The 15,007-nt window shown below is 73.1% G+C and carries 14 protein-coding genes; 4 read left to right on the top strand and 10 right to left on the bottom strand.

All coding sequences use genetic code 11. The features are described 5' to 3' along the window. The coding region (locus tag AB0J39_RS20920) for a multicopper oxidase domain-containing protein (protein ID WP_363467120.1) at nt 1-589 on the top strand (589 nt) is incomplete at its 5' end. Between the two features lie 257 nt (nt 590-846). Here the strand turns inward: AB0J39_RS20920 and AB0J39_RS20915 are convergent. Then, complete coding sequence (locus AB0J39_RS20915) at nt 847-2,025, bottom strand: ROK family transcriptional regulator (RefSeq protein ID WP_363467117.1); 1,179 nt, start codon at nt 2,023-2,025, stop codon at nt 847-849. Nucleotides 2,026-2,256: 231 nt separating this feature from the next. Here AB0J39_RS20915 and AB0J39_RS20910 point away from each other — a divergent pair, with 231 nt between their 5' ends. From AB0J39_RS20910 to AB0J39_RS20900, 3 genes are read left to right on the top strand one after another with little or no spacing between them, the layout of a single operon-like run. Continuing rightward, a complete protein-coding gene (locus AB0J39_RS20910; protein WP_363467115.1) occupies nt 2,257-4,176 on the top strand; it encodes an endonuclease/exonuclease/phosphatase family protein in 1,920 nt (639 codons plus the stop codon). A gap of 49 nt (nt 4,177-4,225) precedes the next feature. Next, nucleotides 4,226-4,690: an Rrf2 family transcriptional regulator gene (locus AB0J39_RS20905; protein ID WP_079311982.1), complete on the top strand. Its 465-nt coding sequence runs from the start codon at nt 4,226-4,228 to the stop codon at nt 4,688-4,690. Between the two features lie 34 nt (nt 4,691-4,724). Next, on the top strand, nt 4,725-5,510 hold the full coding sequence (locus AB0J39_RS20900) for a DNA-formamidopyrimidine glycosylase family protein (protein ID WP_363467112.1): 786 nt from the start codon (nt 4,725-4,727) through the stop codon (nt 5,508-5,510). A gap of 345 nt (nt 5,511-5,855) precedes the next feature. Here AB0J39_RS20900 and AB0J39_RS20895 read toward each other — a convergent pair whose 3' ends face one another. From AB0J39_RS20895 to AB0J39_RS20855, 9 genes are all read right to left on the bottom strand, one after another. Next, nucleotides 5,856-6,212, bottom strand: a complete 357-nt coding sequence (locus tag AB0J39_RS20895; RefSeq protein WP_139576123.1) for a helix-turn-helix transcriptional regulator — start codon at nt 6,210-6,212, stop codon at nt 5,856-5,858. A gap of 253 nt (nt 6,213-6,465) precedes the next feature. Next, nucleotides 6,466-6,960 carry a nicotinamide-nucleotide amidohydrolase family protein gene (locus AB0J39_RS20890; RefSeq protein ID WP_363467109.1) on the bottom strand — a complete coding sequence of 165 codons (495 nt, stop codon included), beginning with the start codon at nt 6,958-6,960 and terminating at the stop codon, nt 6,466-6,468. Next, the gene (pgsA, locus tag AB0J39_RS20885; RefSeq protein WP_363467106.1) at nt 6,957-7,784 is read right to left on the bottom strand and encodes a CDP-diacylglycerol--glycerol-3-phosphate 3-phosphatidyltransferase; all 828 of its coding nucleotides are present in this window, start codon (nt 7,782-7,784) and stop codon (nt 6,957-6,959) included. The genes AB0J39_RS20890 and pgsA overlap by 4 nt, the downstream gene beginning before the upstream one ends. Then, complete coding sequence (gene rimO, locus AB0J39_RS20880; protein ID WP_363467103.1) at nt 7,781-9,193, bottom strand: 30S ribosomal protein S12 methylthiotransferase RimO; 1,413 nt, start codon at nt 9,191-9,193, stop codon at nt 7,781-7,783. The genes pgsA and rimO overlap by 4 nt, the downstream gene beginning before the upstream one ends. 30 nt (nt 9,194-9,223) lie before the next feature. Beyond that, entirely contained in the window at nt 9,224-9,943 is a 720-nt protein-coding gene (locus tag AB0J39_RS20875; protein ID WP_363467100.1) for a helix-turn-helix domain-containing protein, read from the bottom strand. Nucleotides 9,944-10,330: 387 nt separating this feature from the next. Then, complete coding sequence (locus AB0J39_RS20870) at nt 10,331-12,871, bottom strand: DNA translocase FtsK (protein ID WP_363467098.1); 2,541 nt, start codon at nt 12,869-12,871, stop codon at nt 10,331-10,333. 57 nt (nt 12,872-12,928) lie between these two features. Continuing rightward, nucleotides 12,929-13,654, bottom strand: coding sequence for an alpha/beta hydrolase (locus AB0J39_RS20865; RefSeq protein ID WP_363467095.1), 726 nt, complete (start codon nt 13,652-13,654; stop codon nt 12,929-12,931). Nucleotides 13,655-13,754: 100 nt separating this feature from the next. Beyond that, entirely contained in the window at nt 13,755-14,516 is a 762-nt protein-coding gene (locus tag AB0J39_RS20860) for a 4'-phosphopantetheinyl transferase superfamily protein (protein ID WP_363467092.1), read from the bottom strand. Nucleotides 14,517-14,540: 24 nt separating this feature from the next. Next, the gene (locus tag AB0J39_RS20855; protein WP_169979814.1) at nt 14,541-14,804 is read right to left on the bottom strand and encodes a hypothetical protein; all 264 of its coding nucleotides are present in this window, start codon (nt 14,802-14,804) and stop codon (nt 14,541-14,543) included. Nucleotides 14,805-15,007 lie beyond the last annotated feature (203 nt).

The following is a 15,007-nucleotide window of genomic DNA, read 5'->3' as shown; positions in this document are numbered from 1 at the left end:
GCCCGGCAGCGCGGGCTACTGGCACTACCACGACCACGTCGTGGGCACCGACCACGGCACCGGCGGCATCCTGCGCGGACTCTACGGGCCGCTGGTGGTGCGCCGGACGGGCGACGTGCTGCCCGACAAGACCTTCACCGTCGTCTTCAACGACGTGAAGACCAACAACCTCACGCAGGCGCCCGACTTCACCGCCAAGCTCGGCGAGCGCGTGGAGTTCGTCGTGATCACCCACGGGAACTTCTTCCACACGTTCCACATCCACGGACACCGCTGGGCCGACAACCGCACCGGCCTGCTGCAGGGCCCGAAGGACCACAGCCGGATCATCGACACCAAGACCACCGGACCCGCCGAGTCGTTCGGCTTCCAGGTGATCGCCGGCGAACGCGTCGGCCCCGGCATGTGGATGTACCACTGCCACGTGCAGAGCCACTCCGACATGGGGATGGCCGGGATGTTCTACGTGACCGACGCGGACGGGAACGTGCCCGGCCACCACATGGACGACATGCCGGGCCACTCGACGAGCGGCACCTCGGGCGACTCCATGGGCGACATGCCGGGCCACTCCACGCACGGCATGTGACGGCGACGCCGTCGTACGTCCGTAGCGCCGCGCTGCGCGCCGGTCCTGGGCCGGTCGATGCCCGAGGCTGCCTTGGTCACCGCGCTCCTCTCGCCCGTGAGCCGGGCGGCGGAGGCGACCGGGGAGCCCTCGGGCACCAGGTCGCCTCCACGGAGGGACTCCGCCGGTAGGCGGAGTCATCGACATCGCCTTCGCGGGCGACGGGACACGCGGGTCACGAGCCCTGCGATCGCAAGGCTCCGACGGGAGGACACTCCCTATGCCGTGAAGATCTCCTCGCGGGCCTGGTCGAGCGCGGCGAGCACGGCGCCGCGCAGCACCGGATTGCCCTCCACCCCGCGCGTGACGACCTGCGGCGGGACGGGGCAGATGCGCGCGACCGCGTCTTCCACCCGGGCGGTCAGCGCCACCCCGCCGGCCCGGCAGACCTCCCCGGCGAGCACCACGAGGCCGGGGTCGAGCACCACGCACACCGACGCCACGCCGAGGGCGAGCCTGGAGGCGACCTCGTCGAGCAGCGCCTCGCCCGCGGCCCCGGCCGCGACGGCCGCGGTCACGCAGTCGGCGGCGGTGTCCCCGGCGAAGCCGTGCTGACGGGCCAGCTCGGTGACGGCCTCGGAGCTGACCAGCGACTGCAGGCCGCCCCCGAGCGACGGCAGGCGCCCGGGAACCGCCCTGACGTCGTCGGCGAGCGGCACCCCGGGCACCGGGAGGTAGCCGATCTCCCCGGCGCTGCCCGAGCGGCCGCGGTGCAGCCGCCCGCCCAGCACGACGGCGAGGCCGATGCCCCGGCCCACCCACACGAGCACGAAGTCGTCCGCCTCCCGGGCGGCGCCCTTCGCGCGTTCGGCGATCGCGGCGAGGTTGACGTCGTTCTCGATCGTGACGTCCCGGCGCAGGTCGCGGGCGAGCGCCTCGTGGATGCCCTCGTGCCACTGCGGCAGGTCGAAGGAGAACCGCACGTCCCCGGTGCGGGGGTCCACGACGCCGGGCGTGCCGATCACGACGCCGCGCAGCCGCGACAGCGCCACCTTCGCGCTCCTGCAGGCCTTCACCACAGCCGTGTGCACGAGTGACACCGGGTCGTCCTGCCCCTCGGGGGAGGCCGTCACCTCGGCCACCACGTCGCCGTGGATGTCGGCGATCGCCGCCGACACCCGGTCGGGGCCCACGTCGAGCCCGGCGACGTACGCGCAGGAGGCGATCACGCCGTACAACGCGGCGTTGGGACCCCGGTTGCCCGCCTGCTCCCCCACGACCTCCACCAGGCCGCGCTCCTCCAGACGCGCCAGCGTCTGGGACGCGGTGACCTTGGACAGGCCGGTGAGCTCGCCGATCTGGCCGCGCGTCAGGGGACCCGAGGCGAGCAGCAGTTCGAGGGCGGCCCGGTCGTTGATCTCCCGGAGCAGCCGGGGCACGCCAGGACGTCGCTCCATGCTCCTGCTTCCCATCGTCTGAGTCTCCGGCTCGCCGTCGTGCGCCTGCCCACGCCCCGCCGGTCCGCTCGGCCCCCGGTGGCGCTTCGACCATGTGCGCCCGTGAATGAACAACAAGGTTTCCAGCAAGCTTAGCGAGCCGAAGAGCGCGGGGAACGCCCCAGGTCGAACGTATTGGTAACGCTCCCATCGTTCATGAGGATGCCTCATATGAGGCTCGGAGGGAGCGCCATGACCGAGACGGCCCCGCAGACGCACGCCGCACCGCACCGCGGACTGCCCGATCCCCGGTGGGCGCCGGTCATGCTCGTGGCCGGCGTCGTGCTGCTGTTCGACGTGGTGCGGGTGTTCCTGCCGTCCCTCATCACCCTGTACGGCAGGGCGGGCGAGACCGCCCCCGCGAGCATGGGGGCGTACGCCGCGCTGTGGTTCGTCCTGCCGTTCGCCGCCGTCCCCGCGGCGCGGCTCGCCTCGCCCCGGCTGGCCAGGACGGCGGGCGCGGTGGCGCTCGCCGCGGCCCGGCTCGGCCTGCAGGCCGCCGACGGGGGGACGCCCCAGCTGCTGCTCGCCTCCGCCGGGGTCACGGCGGGCCTGATCTTCCTCTACGGCTGCGCGCGGACGACGGCGGGCACGTGGGTGCCTGCGGGCCTGACCGGCGGCCTGGCCGGCGCCTCGATCGTCCATCTGGCCCTCGACCGGATGGACCTCGTCTGGCGGGACGGGCCGCTGCCCTGGCTCGCCGTCGCCGCGCTCTGCGTCGCCTTCCTGTGGTCCGTACGGCTCTCGCCCACATCGCCCGCCCCCGCACCGGCGGCCGTGTGGTTCGCCTTCGGCCCGATGCTCCTGCTCGCGGGCATGTACTGCGGCGGCCCGGCCATGCTGGCGCAGGACACCGGGCAGCACACCGCCCCCTTCACGGCCCTGACGGTCGCACTCCAGGTCGCGGCACTGTGCGCGGCCGTCATGTACGCCTGGACGACCTCGTGGGGCTGGACGGCGGGGCTCTTCCTGGTCGCCGGAGTGGCGGCCGCGGAGGCCGGCGTGCAGGGCCTTCCGGCCCTCGTGGCGACGGTCGCCCTCGGCGCCTGCGCCGGCGCCGCCGGGCGGCACGCGGCCGCCGGCGCGGAGAGCGGGGGCGGCCGCGAGGGTGTCGCGGTGCTGGGCGGGATGCTCGTGTTCCTGGTCGCGGCGTTCCTCTACTACGCGGCCTTCGACACCGACCTCGGGTTTCCCAACGCGCTGGTCCCGGTGGCGGTGGCCGTCCTCATCGCCGCCGTCGCCACGCGGCGGGGGCGGCGGCACCGGTCCTCCCCCCTACGGCGGGCGCCGCGCCGCTGGGGCTCGGTCGCCGTGTCACTGGCCCTGCTGACCGGCCTGCTCACCTGGCGGCCGCTCCCCGCCGAGCGGCCGATCGGCGGGAACGAGTTCACGCTCGTGGCGTACAACATCCGGATGGGCTTCGGGCTGAGCGGGCGGCTCGACCTCGACCGCGTCGCCGCCTGGGCCGCGACGCGGCGTCCCGACGTGGTGCTGCTCAGCGAGGTGGACCGGGGCTGGCTGCTGAACGGCGGGCACGACGACCTGGCGAGGATCGCCCGCGGCCTCGGCATGCGCTACTACTTCGCGCCTGCCGCCGACCGCCTCTGGGGTGACGCGCTGCTCACGAACCTCCCCGTCGCCGAGATCGGCTCGACCCGGCTGGGGCGGCACGGGTACCCGACCGGCGCCCAGGCCCAGTCGATCGTGCTGGAGGTCGGCGACAACGAGGTGGGGATCGTGAACACCCACCTGCAGGAGCCGCGCGGGCAGGCGCCCGAGGTGGCGTCGATCGCCCGGCGGCTCGCCGCGAACACTCTCCCGCCCGGGGTCGGCGTGGCCGATCCGCGACCGGTGATCGTGGCGGGAGACCTCAACACGACGCCGTCCGACCCCCGGATGCGCGTGCTGGAGGCCGCGGGCCTGTCCGACCCGCTGCGGGCCTTCGGCGACCCGCCGACCTCGCCCGCCGAGGCGCCCGTGCGGCGCATCGACCACGTCCTGATCTCGGCGGGGATCACGGCGGTGGCCGCGGACGCGCCCCGCGTGCCGTTCTCCGACCACCTCCCCGTCGTCGTACGGCTGCGCCTGGATCGGGCCCGGCCGGGGCCCTGATGGAGGGTGGACGTCCTACCGAGGTCAACCAGGCGGGATAATCGACTACATGCGACTTTCTGCCCGTGTCGACTACGCCCTCCGCGCCGCCGCCGAGCTCGCCGCTGCGGGCGAGGGACCCACCACGGTGGGCGAGCTGGCCAAGGAGCAGGAGATGCCCCCCAAATACCTGGAGAACATCCTGCTGCAGATGCGGCGCGCCGGGCTGGTGCGCGGTCAGCGGGGCCCAGAGGGGGGCTATGTCCTGGCACGGCCGGCCAGTCAGATCTCGCTCGCCGACGTCATCCGCGCGGTGGACGGACCACTGGCCAACGTGCGGGGCGAGCGGCCCGAGCACGTCGGCTACCAGGGCGCCGCGCAGGCGCTGCAGCAGGTGTGGATCGCGCTGCGCGCGAGCGAGCGGGCCATCCTCGAGGAGGTCACCCTGGAGCAGATCGCCAAGGGCGAGCTGCCGCCGCGGGTGACCGAACTGGCCGCCGACCCGGCGGCGTGGGACTCGCACATGCCCGTGTGAGCCGCCCGTCCCCGATCCTCCCGGGAGGAGAGCCGTGCCGGAGGGTGACGCCGTCTACCGGACCGCCAAGCGGCTCAGGCAGGCCCTCGACGGCCGGAGGCTGACCCGCAGCGACTTCCGGGTGCCCCGGTACGCCACCGCCGACCTGCGCGGCCGGACCGTGATGACGACGATCTCGCGCGGCAAGCACCTCCTGACCCGGGTGGAGGGCGGGCTCACCGTCCACACCCACCTGCGCATGGAGGGAAGCTGGCGGGTGGGCCCGGCGGGCCGCCCGGCCCCCAGGGGCGACGTGGTCCGGCTGATCCTCGCCAACACCGAGTGGCAGGCGGTCGGCACGCGGCTGGGAATGGTCGATCTCGTGCCCACCGACCGCGAGGAGCGGGTCGTGGGGCACCTCGGCCCGGACCTGCTCGGTCCGGACTGGGACGCGGCCCTGGCCGTACGGAACCTGCTGCGCGCCCCGGAGCGGACGATCGGGGAGGCACTGCTCGACCAGCGCGACCTGGCGGGCATCGGGACGATCTGGCGGGCCGAGACGTTGTACGCCGCGCGGGTGTCGCCGTGGCGTCCGGTGGGGTCGATCCCGCCGGACGAACTGGAGGCGCTGGTCTCGATCGCCCACCGGCTGATGGACGCGAGCAAGGACGCGCCGTTCCCGGTGACGACTGGCGACCCGCGCCCGGGGCGGTCGCTGCTCGTGTACGGCAGGGCGCGCCGCCCCTGCCGCCGCTGCGGCGCACCGATCGGCCGCGGGGAGATGGGACCTCAGCCGTCCGAGCGGCTGATCTACTGGTGCCCCGCCTGCCAGCGGGACTGACCGGCCCACGGGCGCGAACCCGAACACCGCGAACCGTGGACACCGGGAAACGCGAACATCGGGACCGTGAGCACCGGAAACGCGAACGTCTGGACCGCGAGCCGGGAGCCCGAGCGGGGAGACATCGGATCGGGCGGACGCGGCGGATGGAAACACCGCGATGGAGAACGGGAAGTGGGCCTGCGGGGGCCAGGCACCCGCCCGTGGGATCGGGACAGGCACCCGGGTCCGGCACGATCCGGACTGCGAGCGCGGGCCACGCCTGACGAGCAGCCGACCTGGGCGGATCGGCCAGGCGAAGTCGCGGGGACGCCTCCGCCGGGCGGCGGGGCGGTAACACGCCGCCTAGGCGGCGACCATGTCCTTGACCTCGGGGAAGCCCTCGAACTCCGGCCCCGCGGGCACGGTCTCGGGGATGGGCAGGCGCTCGTGCTCGGGCACTTCCGCAAGCACGGGGGCGGCCTGCAGTTCGGCCAGCGCGAACTGGTCGGACACCTCACGCAACACCTGGGACAGCGGGACCCCGAGCGCGCCGCAGATCGAGGCGAGCAACTCGGAGGAGGCCTCCTTCTGACCGCGCTCGACCTCGGACAGATAGCCGAGTGAGACACGCGCCAACGTGGAGACCTCGCGAAGGGTGCGATTCTGCCGCACCCTCAGCCGCCGCAGCACGTCACCGAGCAGCTGACGCAGCAGGATCATCTGTCGCTCCCTCCCCAGGGGGGGCGCCTTCACGACGCCTCGCGCGGTGGGCTCATGCCGCCCCTTCTTCATCTGCCCTTCGTACATACGCCTCGCCGTCATCATCGGTTCGCTCGGCCCCTTCGCCGGGCGTGCGCCTGTCTTGCTCCTCGCCGATGGCTCACGGACCTCACTCACAGCTCCACCGTACCTGTAGAGGGCGACACCGCGGCAGACCGAGGCGAGCATGTTCGCTGGGGACGTAACGCGGTAATCACCCTGAATGTTCCCCCGAATTTGCCTTCAGCACACCTTCCAGCAGCTTCAACGCCTCCTGACACGTGGTGTTTCTGATCGAGTCCCTGTCCCCGGTCAGGCGCAGGTCGCGGTGCCAGACACGCTCGCCCGGTCCCGACAGCGCGATGTGGACCGTGCCGACCGGTTTGCCGTCCTGCGGGTCGGGGCCCGCGACCCCGGTCACCGCCAGGCCGTAGTCGGCGTCTGTGAGTTTCCGCACTCCGGCGGCCATGGCCGCGGCCACGGCGGGATGCACCGCCCCCTCCCTGTCGAGGAGGTCGGAGGGGACGTCGAGGAGGCTCGCCTTCAACTCCGTGGCGTAGGCGATCACCCCGCCCCGGAACGCGGCCGAGGCTCCCATCGGGCCGGTCATCGTGGCCCCGATCAGGCCGCCCGTGAGCGACTCGGCCACGGCGGCGGTCACGCCCTGCCGGACCAGCAGGGACAGGACTTCGCTCGCCAGGCCCATCATGAGGTTCGCGCGCTCCTCGCCACCTGCCGCAGCCGCACCGCCCGCACGACGTAGTCGGCTCCGGTCCCCACCGTGACCAGCAGGGCGAGGCCCATCACCGCCCACCTGACCAGGTCGGGCACGCCCGGCACGATGTAGAGGGCGATGGCCACGATCTGCAACACGGTCTTCACCTTGCCCCCGTAACTGGCCGGGATAACCCCGTGCCTGATCACGAGGAAACGCAGCAGCGTCACCCCCGCCTCGCGGGCGATGATCACCAGGGTGACCCACCACGGGATCTCGCCGAGGTACGAGAGGCTGAGCAGCGCGGCGCCGATGAGCGCCTTGTCCGCGATCGGGTCGGCGATCTTCCCGAAGTCCGTGATCAGCGCGTACTTCCTGGCGAGCCAGCCGTCGAGCTGGTCGGTGAGCGACGCGAGCAGGAAGACGCCGAGGGCCGCCAGGCGCCAGGCCTCCCCCTCGACGAACAGGAAGACGGTGAAGACGGGGACGATCGCCAGCCGGGCGATGGTCAGGGCGTTCGCGATGTTCCAGGTGCTGACACGGCGCGCCGGGGCCTCTCCGGCGACGCCCGCGGACGGCGGCTCCGGCGCGGTGCGGCCGTCGGCCCCCGGGCCGCCCGCCTGCTCCCCCGCACCCGCCGACCGGCCGGCGGAGCCGGCGTCAGGCTCCGCCGGAAGGCCGGACCCCGCCTGCGGAACGGGCGGCGGGGTCGCCACCGGCGCGGCGGCGGGCACGGCGGCGACCGGCGGCGCCACGGGCTCAGGTGTCACCTCTCCCGGGCCCGCCACGTCCACCGGCGGCTCACCGCGCTCCGTCATGTGCCTGCCTTGATCCGGGCGATGAGGTCGACCCCCTCGGAGTCGACGGCGACCGCCTGGACGATCTGACCGGGGACCAGGCCGATGCCCTGGACCGTGACCGCCCCGTCCACCTCGGGCCCCTGGTGCGCCGCACGGCCCTCGTAGCCGCCGTCGCCGAGGTCCTCCTCGATCAGGACCCGCAGCTCGGTGCCGATGCGCTCCTCGGCCCTCTGGGCGGTCAGCTCCTCGGCGAGCTCGGTCAGCGTCGCGACCCGCTCGTCGACCACGTCCTGGTCGAGCTTGCCCTCGAAGCCGTACGCCTCGGTGCCCTCCTCGTCGGAGTAGCCGAAGACGCCGATGACGTCCAGCCTGGCCTCCTCGAGGAAGCTCACCAGCTCGTCGAACTCCTCCTGCGTCTCGCCGGGGAACCCCACGATGAAGTTGGACCTGATGCCCGCCTCGGGCGCGCGGTCGCGGATCTGCGCGAGCAGGTCGAGGAACCTCTTGGGGTCGCCGAAGCGCCGCATCCGCCGCAGCACGGTGCCGCTCGCGTGCTGGAAGGACAGGTCGAAGTAGGGCGCGATCCCCTCGGTGGAGGCGATCACGTCGAGCAGCCCGGGCCGCAGCTCGGCGGGCTGCAGGTAGCTGACGCGGACCCGCTCGATGCCCTCGGTCGCGGCCAGCGGGGGCAGCAGCTTCTCCAGGGCGCGCAGATCGCCCAGGTCCTTGCCGTACGACGTGGAGTTCTCGCTGACCAGCACGAGCTCCTTGACGCCCTGTCCGGCCAGCCAGGCGGCCTCGGCCAGCAGGTCCTCCGGCCTGCGGGAGACGTACGAGCCGCGGAAGGCCGGGATCGCGCAGAACGTGCAGCGCCGGTCGCAGCCCGACGCGAGCTTGAGGGAGGCGACGGGGCCGCCGGTGAGCCGCTTGCGCAGCGTGCGCGGGCCGCTGGCGGGGGCCACGCCCGCGGGGAGCGCGTCGTCCTGGCCGTGGCCGGGGATGTGCGCCCGGGCGGCCGAGCGCTCCACCGGCGTGATCGGCAGGAGCGTGCGACGGTCCCGGGGCGAGTGCGGGACCAGCGGCCTGCCCGCGAGCACGTCGTCGAGACGCTCCCCGATCTCCGCGTAGTCGTCGAAGGAGATCACGGTCGCCTCGGGCAGGGCGTCGGCGAGCTGCGCGCCGTATCGCTCGGCCATGCAGCCCGCCGCCACCACCTTCGCGCCCGAATCGGCCGCGGCGAGCAGGGTGTCGATCGAGTCCTTCTTCGCCGAATCGATGAAGCCGCACGTGTTGACGACGACGACGTCGGGATCGTCGTCGCCGGTGTGCCAGCCGGCGGCCTCCAGGCGCGCGGCCAGCTCCTCGGAGTCGACCTCGTTGCGGGCGCAGCCCAGCGTGATCAGCGATACGGTTCGGCGAGAAGACATGATGCGAACTACGGTATCGGCAGTCGGCGATTAACGGGGACTCGGGCCGCCCGCCTCGAAGGTGCGGCGGATCGTCTGGCCGTCCCTGCCCGGCGTTCCCAGGTCCCTTCCGTCGACCTCCAGACGTACCGCCCCCGCGTCGCCGATGACCATCCGCACCTTGTCCTTGGCCGAATAGGTCGTGGTCTTCCCCTCGGGCAGCGTCCCCCGGAAGATCTCCTTGCCCTTGGCGTCCTTCACGTCGAGGTAGGCCGGCTTGCGCGCGGTGACCTTCACGACCACGCGGCCGGGCCCGAAGGCCTCCTCGAGGGTCTTCCTGTCGTGGCCCTTCTCCTGCCGCTCGTGCGCGTGCGGTGCGGTCACCGGAAGCTGGGCGGCCGTCGGGCCCGCCTTCTCGCCGGAGCCTCCGAGCATCCGCGCGACGACGACGACCACGACGATGGCCAGGGCGACCGCGGCGGCCTTCGTCCAGCCGGGGGCCCTGCGGGCCCGCTCGCCCACGTCGCCCCGGAACACGGCCGACGCCCTGACCGGCGACGCGCCGTCGGCGTTCTCCTGCTCGTACTGCCGCAGGACCTCGTCCGGGTCCAGGCCGAGATCGGAGGCGATGGTCCGGATGTGCCCGCGCGCGTAGAAGTCACCCACCGAGAAGTCGTCCCGCTCGAAGCGTTCGATGACGGTCTCGCGGATCCGCGTGCGCTCGCCGAGCTGACGCACGGTCAGCCCGGCGCGCTCACGGGCTTCGGCCAAAACAGCACCTACGCTCATCGTTCCGCCCCCCTGTCTCCAAGCGCACCGTCGTCCAGCCCGCCCCACGATGCGTAGTTAGTCACATTCAATCAGTAACTGACTACGGAGGGTACCCATGGGGGGGCTCCGAGCAACTACCCTGTCACCTCCATAGCGGTTTCAGGGGCAGGACGGGACACGACGATCTCCAACCGGGAGATCCGCCGCGCGGCGTCGAGGTCGAAGCGATAGGCGAGGTCCACGGGACTGCCCGGGAACATGCCCTCGAGCCCGCACGTCACGACCGTACGGCCGGCGGCAGGATCGGCCTGACGGCGGGCCGATCGGCCTGACGGCGGGCCGATCGGCCTGACGGCGGGCCGATCGGCCTGACGGCGGGCGGCGGCTTTACGACTCTCCGCGCAGCTCGGCGAGCAGGCCGGGCAGCTCGTCGGGCTTGACCAGCACCTCCCTGGCCTTGGACCCCTCGCTCGGGCCGACCACGTTGCGGCTCTCCAGCAGGTCCATCAGGCGGCCGGCCTTGGCGAAGCCGACCCGCAGCTTGCGCTGGAGCATGGAGGTGGAGCCGAACTGGGTCGACACGATCAGCTCGGCCGCCTGGACCAGCAGGTCGAGGTCGTCGCCGATCTCCTCGTCGATCTCCCGCTTCGCGGCGGCGGGCGCGGCGACGTCCTCCCGGTACTCGGCCTGCATCTGGGCCTTGCAGTGGGTGACGACCTCCGCGATCTCCTTCTCGGAGATGAAGGCGTTCTGCAGCCGCATCGGCTTGCTCGCGCCCATCGGCAGGAACAGCGCGTCGCCCTGCCCGACGAGCTTCTCGGCTCCGGGCTGGTCGAGGATGACCCGCGAGTCGGCGAGCGAGGAGGTCGCGAACGCCAGCCGCGAGGGCACGTTCGCCTTGATCAGGCCGGTGACGACGTCCACGGACGGCCGCTGGGTGGCGATGACCAGGTGGATGCCGGCGGCCCGGGCGAGCTGGGTGATGCGGACGATCGAGTCCTCCACGTCGCGCGGCGCGACCATCATCAGGTCGGCCAGCTCGTCCACGATCACCAGCAGGTAGGGGTACGGCTGGTAGACGCGCTCGCTGCCCGGCGGCGGCACCAGCTTGCCCGCGCGCACGGCCTTGTTGAAGTCGTCGACGTGCCGGAAGCCGCTGGCCGCGAGGTCGTCGTACCGCCGGTCCATCTCGCCCACCACCCATTCGAGGGCCTCGGCGGCCTTCTTCGGGTTGGTGATGATGGGCGTGATGAGGTGCGGGATGCCCTCGTACGCGCTGAGCTCCACCCGCTTGGGGTCGACCAGCACCATGCGGACCTCGTCGGGCGTCGCCCGCAGCAGGATCGAGGAGATCAGCCCGTTGATGCACGTCGACTTGCCCGCGCCGGTGGCGCCCGCGATGAGGATGTGCGGCATCTTGGCCAGGTTGGCCACGATGGTGCGGCCCTCGACGTCCTTGCCGAGCCCGACGATCATCGGGTGGTGGTCGGCCTGGGCCACCTGCGAACGCAGCACGTCGCCGAGCGACACGAGGTCCTTGTCGACGTTGGGGATCTCCACCCCGATCGCCGACTTGCCGGGGATCGGGGACAGGATCCGCACGTCCGCGGACTTGACGGCGTAGGCGATGTTCTTGGTGAGCGCGGTGACCTTCTCGACCTTGACGGCCGGGCCCAGCTCGATCTCGTACCGGGTCACCGTCGGGCCCCGGGTGAAACCGACGACCTGCGCGTCGATGGAGAACTGCTCCAGCACGCTGGTCAGCGCGTTCACGACCGTCCGGTTGGCCTTGGTCTCCTGCTTGGGGGCGCTGCCCGGCCGCAGCATCGCGAGGTCCGGCAGCGTGTAGGGCCCCTCCTGGCTGGACAGGACGAGCTGCTCCACCTTGCGCGGCGCGGGCGTCGGCAGCGGAGGCTGCGGGGCCGGCTTGGGGAGCCGCAGCTCCGGCTCGGTCGGCTCGGCCGACTCCGTGACCTCGTCCACCAGGCCGGGGACGATCTCCGGTGCGTGGTCCTTCTCCGACAGCACGGGCGTGTCGTACGGCTTGACGCCGTCGCCGCCTTCGGCGGCGTCGCGCCCGCCCTGCTGCTTGCGCGTGCGCTTCCTGGCCGGCGCCGGGCTCTTGCGGGGCTCACCGGTCTCCTCCGGCCGCTGGAAGAGCATGTGCTGGATCTCGGCGAGGCGCTCGGGGATCCGGTGGACCGGTGTCGCGGTGATCACCAGCAGGCCGAAGCCGGACAGCATCAGCAGCAGCGGGATCGTGATGAACGCCGGCAGGATGCTCGACGGCGGAGCCGACACGATGAAACCGATCATGCCGCCCGCCGCCGACACGTTGTCCATGCCGTCCTCGGGCCCGCCCGAGGGGTACGGCGTGCCGTGGGCGACGTGCACGATTCCGAGGATCCCGGCCAGCAGCGCGGTCCAGCCGATGCCCATCCTGCCGGTCTCGGCGTTCTGGTCGGGGTGGCGCAGCAGCCGCCAGGCGAGCAGCGCGAGCAGCACGGGCACCCCCCAGGCGAGCGCCCCCACCGTCCCGCGCGCCACGGTGTCGACGAACGCGGCGAAACCCGTCTTGGTGTCCCGCCAGGTCAGGGCGGCGAGCACGATGGCGCCCGCGAGCACCGACAGGCCCTGCCCGTCGCGGCGGTGCACGGGATCGAGGTCGCGGGCGCCCTGACCGAGCCCCCGCGCCGCCTTGCCCACGCCGTTCGCCACCAGCATCCACATGCTGATGAAGATCTTGCCGATGATGAGGAAGAACCAGCTGACCGGGTCCTGGCCGGTGGCTACCGGCCGCTTGGGCGCGGGCCGGGGCGCGGCCCTGCCTCGGGAACCCGCCGGGGATCGCTTCGGGGAAGCCGTACGGGATCCGGAGCGCGACGCGGGGCGCTTGCCGGACCCCTGTCCGGACGTACGGGTGGCCATGATGCCGAAGTTACCCCGGATGCGCGCGATTACCGGGGCGGCGCGCCGGGCCGCCCCCTACTCGGCGCGCCCGGCGATCCGGTGCAGGAGCAGGGCGAGCCGCCCGGGCGCCGAGATCATCGGCCAGTGTCCGGTCGGGAGCGTGTGGAAGCGCCAGTTCGGGGCGGCGCGCAGGGCGTCGACGTCGGCGGCGACGCGGCCGTCGAAGTGTTCCATCGAGCAGACGACGTACGTGGCGCGCTGCTGCGTCAGGGGGCGGGTCAGAACGGCGGGCTCGGCGATGGTGCGGCCGGGATGGCCGACGAGGCGCTCGGCCAGCCACCGCGCCTGCCTGCGGGACAGGCCCTGCCCCTCGCCGACGACGGCGGCGTCGGGCGCGGGCCAGCGGCCGCCGTTGTCCTCGATGAGCCGCAGCTCCGCGGCGTGCTGGCGGTCGGGGAACGCGTGCAGCATCGACTTGCCGTCGTGCGGCAGGAACGCCTCGACGAACACGGTGTGCGCCACCCGGTCGGCCGCGCGGTCGGCGACCTGGCCGGCCACGATGCCGGAGTAGCTGTGCGCCACGAGGACGACGTCGCGCAGGTCCTCCTCCTCCAGCAGCGACAGCACGGTGCCGACGTGCGTCTCCAGTCCGACGCCCGCGACGTCCCCGTCGGGGTCGGCCAGGCCGGGGAGCGTGATCGCACGGGCGGCATGGCCGTAGCCGCGCAGGCGCCGTGCCACCGGCCCCCACGCCCAGGCCCCCATCCAGGGGCCGGGGATCAAGATGAAGCCCTTGTTCACGAGAATCAGCCTTCTTCTGGTCGGCCCGGTGCGGATTCACGCGGCGAGGTCGTCTTCACCCGCCATTGAGCGGCCTCGCACCGGGCGTCGTCAACGCTGCTCACGCGGCCTGGGGTGCCGTCGCGAAGCCGTCGCGCCGGCGCAGGAGCGCGGCGTCCGCCTCGCGGACCGTGATGCCGTGGTCGCCGCCGAGCACCGCGACGACGGCGACGTACCCGGGGCCGGGGTCGAGCGGGTGGATCCGCACCGCGGCGGGCGGCACGTCCAGCGGCCAGCTCAGCAGCGCGGGGCTCTCCCCCGGGCCGGTCACCTCGACCCGGTCCGGGGAGATCCGCAGTCCGTGCCCGGTGGCCTTGAGCGCGGCCTCCTTGCGCACCCAGATCCGGGCGAAGCCTTCGTACCGCGCGTGCTCGGGGAGCGCCACGAGGGCCTGGCGCTCGGTCTCGGTCAGCGCGCAGCGCGCGAGGTCGTCCACCGGCGTCGCGGGCACCGCCTCCACGTCGACGCCCAGCGGCCCCACGGCCGTCAGCGCCACCGCGACCCGGTCGCCCGAATGGGAGATGGAGACGTGCAGGGTCTCCCCCTCCGTCAGGACGCGGGGCTTGCCGTGGTACCTGTCGCAGTCGGGGCACGTACGGTCCACCACCACGTCCGCCGGACGGACGCCCAGCCGCTCGGCCGCGGCCTCCCGCAGCAGGTGCGCCCCGGTCAGGAAGCGGCGGCGGTCGGGCTCGCGGCGGAAGCGGGCCGCACGGCGCAACTCGTTCGCGCTGAGATCCCGCACCAGGGTGTCGATGCTTTCCAGCCGCGGGTCCGCCCACCACACATGGCACTCACCCGCCGCCACAACCGAGGCGATCATCGGTTCGTCTCCTTCGTTAGCGTCCTACTGCCGGGGACCCTCCAGGGGACGGCAGGCGACCAGTTCAAGGTGGCTGACCTCGGGGCTGGTGAGGATCCTCGCCACCTCGGCGCGGACTCCTCCCGCCGTCGTCCCTTCCGCGCGGATTCTGATGACGATGTCGCCGGCGACCTGTTCGAGGTGCTTGTGCCAGCTCCCGGGCAGAAGCGCCAGCACCCGGATCCCGTCCACCGGCGAGCCCGGCGCCGCCTGCCCGTCCGTCCGGCGCATCGTCAGCTGAACCAGCATGGCCTCGGCTCCCTCTCCGGCCGCCGGCCTGGCGGCCTCGCGCGCCGCGGCTGCCGGGCCCCGCCCGCGGCTCCTCCGGGGAGGCGGGCGCACGCGGGGCGCCGCCTCCGTCCGCTGCCTGTTGTCGTCACACCTTCAATGTGCGGCTGTGGGGAGCGCGGAACCAGGGCTTGCCCAGGCAGCAAGCTGCAGGGGGGTTACCG

Source organism: Microbispora sp. NPDC049633 (assembly GCF_040675265.1).
In the GTDB taxonomy this organism is placed as follows: Bacteria; Actinomycetota; Actinomycetes; order Streptosporangiales; family Streptosporangiaceae; genus Microbispora; species Microbispora maris.
Note: the sequence above shows the minus strand (reverse complement) of the source record. Positions and strands in the feature narration are given on the sequence as shown.